7 protein-coding genes and 1 pseudogene are annotated in these 9,439 nt (G+C 68.2%); 4 read left to right on the top strand and 4 right to left on the bottom strand.

What is annotated here, in order from left to right; all coding sequences use genetic code 11:
- A pseudogene (locus MLGJGCBP_RS36155) lies at nucleotides 1-164 on the bottom strand (IS701 family transposase); the annotation flags it as partial.
- Nucleotides 165-229: 65 nt separating this feature from the next.
- On the opposite strand from MLGJGCBP_RS36155, the gene MLGJGCBP_RS36150 reads away from it, so the two are divergent.
- On the top strand, nucleotides 230-1,630 hold the full coding sequence (locus tag MLGJGCBP_RS36150; protein WP_160101908.1) for an aspartate ammonia-lyase: 1,401 nt from the start codon (nucleotides 230-232) through the stop codon (nucleotides 1,628-1,630).
- A gap of 21 nt (nucleotides 1,631-1,651) precedes the next feature.
- Here MLGJGCBP_RS36150 and MLGJGCBP_RS36145 read toward each other — a convergent pair whose 3' ends face one another.
- Both MLGJGCBP_RS36145 and MLGJGCBP_RS36140 read right to left on the bottom strand, forming a co-directional pair.
- A complete protein-coding gene (locus tag MLGJGCBP_RS36145; RefSeq protein WP_160101906.1) occupies nucleotides 1,652-2,065 on the bottom strand; it encodes a VOC family protein in 414 nt (137 codons plus the stop codon).
- A gap of 155 nt (nucleotides 2,066-2,220) precedes the next feature.
- Entirely contained in the window at nucleotides 2,221-3,636 is a 1,416-nt protein-coding gene (locus tag MLGJGCBP_RS36140; RefSeq protein WP_160101903.1) for a purine-cytosine permease family protein, read from the bottom strand.
- A 214-nt stretch (nucleotides 3,637-3,850) separates the two neighbouring features.
- Here MLGJGCBP_RS36140 and MLGJGCBP_RS36135 point away from each other — a divergent pair, with 214 nt between their 5' ends.
- From MLGJGCBP_RS36135 to MLGJGCBP_RS36125, 3 genes are all read left to right on the top strand, one after another.
- Complete coding sequence (locus MLGJGCBP_RS36135; protein ID WP_160101900.1) at nucleotides 3,851-4,594, top strand: DUF429 domain-containing protein; 744 nt, start codon at nucleotides 3,851-3,853, stop codon at nucleotides 4,592-4,594.
- A 104-nt stretch (nucleotides 4,595-4,698) separates the two neighbouring features.
- On the top strand, nucleotides 4,699-5,343 hold the full coding sequence (locus tag MLGJGCBP_RS36130; RefSeq protein WP_160101935.1) for a DNA alkylation repair protein: 645 nt from the start codon (nucleotides 4,699-4,701) through the stop codon (nucleotides 5,341-5,343).
- A gap of 106 nt (nucleotides 5,344-5,449) precedes the next feature.
- On the top strand, nucleotides 5,450-5,905 hold the full coding sequence (locus MLGJGCBP_RS36125; RefSeq protein ID WP_160101898.1) for a tellurite resistance TerB family protein: 456 nt from the start codon (nucleotides 5,450-5,452) through the stop codon (nucleotides 5,903-5,905).
- Nucleotides 5,906-5,946: 41 nt separating this feature from the next.
- Here the strand turns inward: MLGJGCBP_RS36125 and MLGJGCBP_RS36120 are convergent, their stop codons facing one another.
- Nucleotides 5,947-9,219, bottom strand: coding sequence for an arabinosyltransferase domain-containing protein (locus MLGJGCBP_RS36120; RefSeq protein ID WP_160101896.1), 3,273 nt, complete (start codon nucleotides 9,217-9,219; stop codon nucleotides 5,947-5,949).
- Nucleotides 9,220-9,439: the final 220 nt, after the last annotated feature.

Genomic DNA, 9,439 nt, shown 5'->3' with positions numbered 1-9,439 from the left:
TCACCGGCCCGCTCGGCGAGGGTCCACCCGTTCTTGCGTTCCAGACCCGCAACCAATCCCGTCACATATTCACGGACCCGGGACCGCGGCTCCGACCGGGTGAAACGACCGGAGATCCGCTCATGCAACGCTTCCAACTCGGCAGCAACCAGATCGAGGACCACGCAATCAGTATCGTCCATCTGTCAAGCATGTGCCGTTGCAGTACTAGCCACCCGAAGGAAAACCGATGTCCCGCATCGCCCAGCCAGTCCGCACACGCGTCGAACACGATCTGCTGGGGGAGCGGGACGTCCCGCTCGACGCCCACTACGGCATCCACACCCTGCGGGCGCTCGAGAACTTCACCATCACGGGCACCCCGATCGGCCGCTACCCGGAGTTGGTGGCGGCCCTGGCGTGCGTCAAGCAGTCGGCCGCGGTCGCGAATCGGCGCCTCGGGTTGCTCGACGACCGCCGCGCGGACGCCGTCGTCGCCGCCTGCGAGCAGATCCGCGGCGGCGCGCTGCACGACCAGTTCGTCGTCGACGTGATCCAGGGCGGGGCCGGGACGTCGACCAACATGAACGCCAACGAGGTGATCGCCAACCGCGGCCTCGAACTGCTCGGGCACCGGCCCGGCGACTACATGTTCCTGCATCCCCTCGAACACGTGAACCTGAGCCAGAGCACCAACGACGTCTATCCCACCGCCCTGAAGGTGGCGCTGCAGTTCGCGATTCGCCGACTGCGCGCCGCGATGGACGGACTCGCGGAAGCGTTCTCCGCGAAGGCCGCCGAGTTCACCGACCACCTGAAGATGGGACGCACCCAGCTGCAGGACGCCGTCCCCATGACCCTCGGACAGGAGTTCGGAGCGTTCGCGGTGATGGTCCGGGAAGACGCCGAACGGCTCGAGGAAGCCGCGCTGCTCGTCACCGAGATCAACCTCGGCGGCACCGCCATCGGCACCGGAATCAACGCCCACCCCGACTACGCCCGGCTCGTGTGCGAGGAACTACGCGCCGTCAGCGGACTGCCGCTCGCGACCGCAACGGACCTCGTCGAGGCCACCCAGGACGTCGGGTCCTTCGTCCAGCTGTCGGGGGTGCTCAAACGCACCGCCGTGAAGCTGTCGAAGATGTGCAACGACCTGCGGCTGCTGTCGTCGGGACCCCGCGTCGGGCTCGGCGAGATCAATCTCCCTGCGGTGCAGGCCGGGTCGTCCATCATGCCGGGCAAGGTCAACCCCGTCATCCCGGAGGTCGTCAACCAGGTGGCGTTCGAGGTCATCGGCAACGACGTCACCATCACCCTCGCCGCGGAAGGCGGCCAGTTGCAGCTGAACGCGTTCGAGCCGATCATCGCGCACAGCCTGTTCGCGTCGCTTAGCCACCTGGCCGCGGCCTGCGAGGCCCTCTCGTCCCGCTGCGTCGTCGGGATCACCGCCAACGTCGCGCACATGCGCGCCGGGGTGGAACGGTCGATCGGGCTGGTCACTGCGCTCAGCCCCCACATCGGCTACGAGGCCGCCACCCGGCTGGCGGCGGACGCTCTCGACTCGGACCGCAGCGTCACCGAACTGGTCCTCGAGCGCGGACTCCTCAGCGCCGAGGAGCTGGAGGGGATTATGCGCCTTCGGCGCCCGTGAGTACTTATCAACCGCCCGACGTTAAGAAGTACTCACGGGTGCCGGAGGCGCAAAGAACTCCAGCGCAATGTTGTCGGGGTCGCGGAACGAGATTCCGGACCCGTAGTGCGCCGTCTTGATGCCCCCGTGCTCGATGCCGAGTGCGTCGAGCCGCTCCACCCATCCCGGCAGTGCGTCGGGGGAACAACCGAACGCGATGTGGTCGAGCCCGACCTGCCGTTCGTCGAACCGCGCAGGGGCGCCGCTGTCGGGATGGGTGTGCAGGCCGAAGAGCATGCCGCCGTCGAGGGCGAACACCGTGTGGTGGAACGTGCCCGATTCCTCGTCCTCGTCGAGGACGGGAGCCGAACCGAACAATGCTGTGTACCAGGCGGTGCTGGCCGCCAGGTCGGACACGGTGATCGCGACGTGGGTGAGGCCCGGGAAACTGGACATCGGCGACTACTCTCTGCTCCGGAGAACGCGGGTGTCCTACGACCCTAACGAGCCGCCGCAGCCCCGGGGTGGACAACGGCGAAACCCTGCCCGACCGGCCGGCACACGCAGACCGCCCGATCCTGTAACAGGATCGGGCGGTCCGCGTTCGGGGGCTAGAGCCGTGCGGGCTCACGCGTGCCGGGGGCGTACGCTCCGGTGGAGCGGCCGGGACCGCGACGCGCCAGGAGCAGGTAGATGGGTCCGGTCACCACCAGCCCGGCCACCCAGGACAGGTCGGCGCCGCCGAGGAACGCCGATACCGGCCCGGTGTAGAGGGACGTGGCCATGAACGGGATCTGGACGAGGATGCCGAGCAGGTACGCGGTGATGGCCGTCCAGTGGAACCGGCCGTAGATGCCGCCGTCGAAACGGAAGATCGAGTCGAGGTCGTAGACACCTTTGTGGATGATGTAGAAGTCGATGAGGTTGATCGCCGTCCACGGCACCAGGACCACCAGGAGCACGACCACCAGATCGACGAAGTGCGAGACGAAGTCGGCCGACAGCGCGATGGCGACGACGGACGCCGCGACGAGGATGATCGTCGAGAGAATCACCCGGGCGCGGGCGGTCGGAATCCAGCGCGCTCGGAACGTCTGGATCGACGTGATGATGGCGGGGACGGCGCCGTAGAGGTTCAGCGCGTTGTGGCTGATCACGCTGAGCAGGAACAGCACCAGCATGACACTGCCGAGGCTTCCGGTGGTGGCCTTGACGCCGTCCATCGTGCCCATGCCGACTGGTGCGGCGAGGGTGACGACCGCGCCGAACGCGAACGCGAGGAACGAGCCGAGGGTGCAGCCGAGGTACGTCGCCCAGAACGTCGACGGGACGCCCACGTCCTTGGGGAGGTACCGCGAGTAGTCGGAGACGTAGGGCGCGAACGCGATCTGCCAGAGCGCACCGAGCGACACGGTGGCCAGCCACCCGGCGAAGTTGAAGTCGCCGCGCGTGAGGAAGTCCGACGGCAGGTCGCCGGTCAGGATGGCGAAGAACCCCACGAGGATCCCGATTCCGAGAACCCAGGTGCCGATGCGGTTGAGGAGGTGGATCAACCGGTACCCGATGATGCAGATGACGGCGGAGCCGAGAGCGCCGGCCACGATCCCGACGTCGACGGGGATGCCGTCGACGATCCCGTGCATCGACTGGCCTGCCAGGACGATGTTCGACGAGAAGAAACCGAGATACATGACGGCGGCGATCACCACGATGATGAGCGCGCCGAAGGTGCCGAACTGTCCGCGGCTCTGGATCATCTGCGGGATCCCCATCTGGGGTCCCTGCGCCGAATGCAGCGCCATCAGCGCGCCGCCGGCGAGGTGCCCGACGACGAACGCGACGAGACTCCACCACAGCGAGAGTCCGAACAGGCTGGGCCCGAGGGCGCCGGTGACGATCGGGAGCGGCGCGAGGTTGCCGCCGAACCACAACGTGAACAGATCACGGACCTTGCCGTGGCGATCGGATTCCGGGACGAACCCGATGGTGTGTTTCTCCAGCATCGGGGCGACGTGGTTATCGGGCATCAATCCTCCGAACGGTGCGCAAGTGCGCCCTGTGGTCGAGTAGTGCAAACCACAATGGTCGGAGGTATTGAATCTGTACAGAACAACTAACTGATGCGTTGCATCACTTCCGCAGATTCAGCAGGTCGGAGCGGAAACCGCCGCGAGCGGTAACCCGAATGTAACCGTAACGCCAGGTCAGCACCGATTCCCGGCCGCGGTCTAGCCTGGCCCGATGCGCACCGTGGGAGTCGACCTGGCGGCCGAGCCGAAGAAGACGGCTATGGCCGTCGTCGACTGGTCCGACGGGGTGGCCCGCGTCGAGTCCATCCGGCTGGGAGTCGGGAACGATGCCATCGCCGAGGCCGTTCTGGCGTGCGACAGGGCCGGTATCGACGCACCGTTCGGCTGGCCCGACGCGTTCGTCCGGATGGTGTCCGAGCACCATGCCGGCCGGCTGCCGGCGACCGGCGGTCTCGCGAACCGCGAGGGACGTCGTCCGCTGACCAAGCGGCGCACCGACCTCGTGGTGCAGGCCGCGACGGGAATCGCACCGCTCAGCGTGTCGGCGGACCTCATCGCGCACGTCGCCCTGCGCTGCGCCGGGATCCTCGCCGAACTCGGCGACCTGGGCGCCGACGTCGGCCGCGTCGACGGCCGGGTGGTGGAGGCGTATCCGGCGGCGGCGCTGCGCACCTGGGGGCTGGTGTCGCGCGGGTACAAGAGCGTGCAGAACCGGGTGACGCTGGGGGAGTTGGTCGACGCGTTCCTCGCGGCCGCGGACTGGATGGATCTCGGTGCATTCCAGACGGTCTGCCGGGAATCGGACGACGCCTTCGACGCCGTGCTGGCCGCCGTCATCGCGCGGGCCGCGGCCCTCGGCCGCACGGCGCTACCCGAAGGCGGCGACCGCGACGTCGCCGAGCGGGAGGGGTGGATTCACGTGCCGACGGCGGGGCTGCAGTCGCTGCGGCCCTAGACGGTCAGGGGCCCGACGTAAGCTGGGCGCGACGTCCGGGCGGAGGAGTAGAGGAGATCGTTGTGGCGACTCGTGCGGTACCGCAGACCAGTGTCGGCGACGTGATGGCGGAACTGGCGGCCCTGGAGGATCCGAAGATCCGCGCGGTGAACGAACGCCACGGCGACGATCACGGGGTCAACCTCACCAAGCTGCGCGCGGTCGCCAAGAGTCTCAAGACCCAGCACGACCTCGCCGGCGAACTGTGGGGGACGGGCGACACCGCGGCCCGTCTCGTCGCGATCCTGATCTGCCGCCCCAAGGCGTACTCCGCGTCCGAGTTGGACGCCATGCTCCGCGACGCCCGCGTCCCCAAGGTGCACGGCTGGCTCGTCAGCTACGTCGTCAAGAAGAGCCCGCACGTCGAAGAACTGCGTGTCGCATGGTTCGCCGACTCCGACCCGGTTGTCGCGAGCGCGGGGTGGGCGCTGACCAGCGACCGCGTGGCGAAGGACTCCGGCGACCTCGATCTTCCCGAACTCCTCGACCTGATCGAGGCGAACATGAAGGACGCGCCGGACCGCCTGCAGTGGGCCATGAACGAATGCCTCGCCAACATCGGCATCCATCACCCCGAACTTCGTGCCCGCGCGATCGGCATCGGCGAACGCCTCGAAGTGCTGAAGGACTATCCGACCCCGCCCAATTGCACGTCCCCGTACGCGCCGATCTGGATCAACGAGATCGTCCGCCGCCAGACACAGGGCTAGCCGCATGCGACTGCGCTGGTAGACCGACCGCGGCGACGTCCGCGCGCGAAACCTGGCAAATTGGACACCACACGCACCGTGCGTGGGCACGTGAAGAAGGAGTCCAATGGCTTTCTGGGATCAGCTGAAGGCGAAGGCGTTCGAGTTGAACGGTCAGCTCAAGACCAAGACGGCGCAGTTCCAGAACAAGGAGTTCGCCAACGCCTCGATGGCCATGTGCGCCCTCATCGCCGCAGCGGACGGCACCATCGACCCGTCCGAGCGGCAGAAGACTGCGGGGCTGATCACCAGCAACGAGGCGCTCAGTGTGTTCCCGTCGGACGAGCTGAGCCAGAAGTTCGACTGGTACTGCAGCAAGCTGCAGTCCGATTTCGAGTTCGGCAAGATCGAGGCCACCGCCACCATCGCCAAACTGAAGACCAAGCAGGATCAGGCTCGGGCCGTCATCCAGATCGGCATCGTCATCGGCGGCGCCGACGGCAACTTCGATCAGAACGAGCGAAACGTGGTGCGCGACGCCTGTTTCGCGGTCGGTATCGCGCCGGCCGAATTCGAACTCTGAGGTGAGCGGTGACGCGCCCGGTGCGGGCGCGTCACCGACGCTCAGTAGGCGGTGATGATCGGCGCCGGATTCCACAGTCCGGAACGCTGAGTCCGGGTGGTGTCGATCTCCGCGGCCGTCGCACCGGTGTCGAGGGGGAAGTACTGCTCCACTCCGCCCCAGTCGCGGTCCCAGTCGTTCTTCAGATACGACGGTATGGTTCGGCTCGCCCGGGTCATCTCGATCCAGCCGAGGGGGCCTCCGCCGTACCGGTCCTGCCACAGGCTGGTCATGATCGCGCCGGGACGGTCCGGGAGGATCCGGTACTCGGGCGCCTCCGCGACACCGGCCCGGTGATCGAACGGCCGCTGGCACGGAAACGCAAGGCCCACAGCCCAGTCGATCATGACCGGTGATTCGGATCCGATCACGTCGTTCAGTGTCTGCGTCCGCGGAACCCGCGGCGGTGTCACGGCCAGCCACTGCTGCGGATCGCTGTCCGTGTCCGAGGCCACCAGCCGGATGGCGTCCGTATCGGCCGGCAGGGAATCGAGCGGAACACGCAGATTGCGCCACGACGGTGCCGGGCCGATGTCGATCGGCGTCACCCGTCCTCCGACCGCGACCGTGCCGTCCTGCTGCGCGGTGCCGTACTCCACCTCGAGGTTCTGGCCGTAGGTGACGACGCCGTCCGCGTCGACGGAGCGGATGCGACCCGCCGCGGCGATGGAGACGAGGTCACCCGCACCGGTGTCCGATTCGGCACCGGGCAGTCGGTACCAGCCGGTGGTCAGCGACGCGTCGCCGTCGCTGCCATCACTGCCGAGGACCGGGGTGCGCGCGGGGTCTAGTCCGAACGGCAGTGCCACGGCACTGCCGTTGACACCGACCGCGCCGGCGCCGCCGCCGGTGCCCGCGGCGTTGCTCGACGCCGTCTGCTCGGTGTTGTCGGTCTTGACGGAGTTGGCGACTCCCGCATCCGACGATTCCTCGTCGGCGCTCAGGTCTCCGGCGACACCGTTCGGGCTGAAGCCGACGCTGCCGGTGCCCGCGAGGGTGGTCGCCGCGTCACCGGACAGCGGTTGCAGCAGTGACGCGTTGGGATCGGTTTCGAGCAGGACGTCGTTGGCCAGGCCGCACGGCGCCCCGGTGACGGCGTCGACGTTGGAGCGTGCGAGGGAGAACGCCGGGTACTGCGCGACGGCGCCCTTCGCCATCGACAGCACCTCGAACAGCACCATCGCGGCGGCCGCCACCGTCAGCGGCGGGAGCGCCCGTACTCGGCGTCGTCGCACCGAGACGCCCCGCGTGTAGGGCTCGCGGAAGTAGCACCACGCCGCGATCAACAGCATCACCAGGGTGGCGCCGAGCAGGATCGTGCCCGCACCGAGGCCGGCGATCGACACCGGCTTGTCCCACCACGGGACGCTGTAACTGGACACGTACCACCACCCGTTGGTGCTGGTGAAACACATCGCCAGCAGGAACAGCACGGCGGCCGCGAACAGGGCGCGGTTGCGCGGCGAGCGCATGACCGCGGTGCTCACCGCAACGGACGCCAGGACGGCGAGCGACCCCGCGAGACCCGCATAGATGCCGAAGTGGTGCGTCCACTTGGTGGGCGTGAACATCATCAGCCCCATCGCGGCGAACGTGATGCCGATGAGCCGCCGCGACGGTCCCGTCGCGGTTCCGGGAATCCGGCCACCCTTGCGCAGCATCACCAGCACCGTCACCGCCAGGCACAGCACCATCACGAACACACCGAACCGGCGCGACAGCGAACCGTCGACGGAGATGTTCAGCAGGTACTGGTAGCGGAGGTACTCGTCGAACCAGGGGACGTTGGGGCCGATGGCGTGCACGTGCTGCATCTCCATCACGGCGGCGAGGGTCTGATCGGCGAACACCGCCACCAGGATCACGGTGCCCGACGCGACGAGCGGCGCGAGCAGCGCCAGGTAGCCGACGGTCTTGGCCCGGGCGATCACGATCTGCAGGATCGGCCGGGCGCCGGCGACGAGGGCGCCGAAGCAGATCAACCCGGACGGGCCTGCGGTCAGCGTGGCCGCACCGACCAGGATCGCCACCGCGGCGGGCAGCAGCCGACGGGTCGCGACGGCGCGTTCCACTGAGCACCACGTCAGCAGCACCCCCACCGCGACGATCGGTTCGGGCCGCAGACCGTTGTTGTAGGGGAGCCAGAACGCGAGGAACACCAGCCCGCCCGTCCACAGCGCGAGCCGGTTGCCCCGGACGGCGGCACCGAGTCGCGGCGCGACCTCACGGCTGATCACCAGCCACGCGACGATGCCGGCGAGCAGCGCGGGCAGGCGCACGAACGGGCTGGCCGGTGTGATGTTCGCCAGCACCGCGAGGACGTCGTAATAGGGCGACCCGAACGGCGCCTCGGGGACGCCGTACCAGCGGAAGTAGTTGGCCATGTAGCCCGCGGCCTCGGAGGTGCGGGCCATGTTGAACTGGTAGCCGTCGTCGGAGGTGGAGGCGCCGATGAAATGCCACAGCACCAGCGTGCCGAGGACGACGGCGTCGACGGCCCCGAACGACCACCAGCGGGTGGGCAGGAATCGCCGCGCCCGGCGACCGTCCACGTTGTCGAGACGGTGCAGCGCCACCAGCGCCAGAATGGTGGCCAGCGCACCCACCACCATGGCCACGAACTTGATCGTCGACGGCGTCGACGAGAACCGGCTGTCGATCTGCGCGGTCACCTGCATGCCGTCGGGCACCGGACCGTCGAGGTCGCTGAAGATGCCCACCATCTGCGGGCGGAGGTCGCCGTCGACGACGGTCGGTGCGTCCTGGCCTGCCGTCACCAATCCGGCGGTGGTCCGCGTCGGATCCGAGGACACCACGAGCGTGCAGTCGGCGGGCAATCGGTCGAGCGGTGACGACAGCAACACCTTGTTTCGTAGCACCACCTCGACGCCGGCAGGACCGTCCGCGGTCGCCGGATTCACCTTCGCGACCAGTCCGTACCTCGCGGCGTCGGCGGCACCCGCGGGGGCGGTGGAGGTCAGCAGCCCGCCGCGGTCGGCAAGACTGCCGACCGTCGAACAGGGAATTCGCACGTCGAGGCTCAGCGGCGCGTAGGAGACGAGCGGTGCCTCGACGCTTCCGGTGCTGCCGTTCTGCGGCCAGGTGAGGGTCGCGCTGTCCTGCTCGACCGGAAGGAACGGGAGCGACAGCGTGAGCAGCGCCCCGAAGAGGGACGCGACGATGGCGAGGAGACGGGCGGAGCGGACCGACCGGCCGAGAGGAGACGACTGGGGCGAGGTCCCGATCGGCGACTCGTCCGAGTCGTCTCTGGACACATTCGCCGATTCCAGCCTGCTGTCAGTCACGACGTCGGATAGTACCCATCTGCGCCGATGGTTAGCGAAGGAAAGGATTAGCCCTGGTGGGAGGGTTTCCTGCTCCCGATCATCACGTGAGGAGGTGTCTCATGATCCGCACCCGGCGCCCCGGCCGAGTGAGGAGATGATGGTGATGCCGCGGGCCGCGGCGGTGCCGAACCTCGGAATGCACTTCGCG

The sequence above is a fragment of the Rhodococcus sp. T7 genome (genome assembly GCF_009872365.1).
In the GTDB taxonomy this organism is placed as follows: Bacteria; Actinomycetota; Actinomycetes; order Mycobacteriales; family Mycobacteriaceae; genus Rhodococcus_F.
Note: the sequence above shows the minus strand (reverse complement) of the source record. Positions and strands in the feature narration are given on the sequence as shown.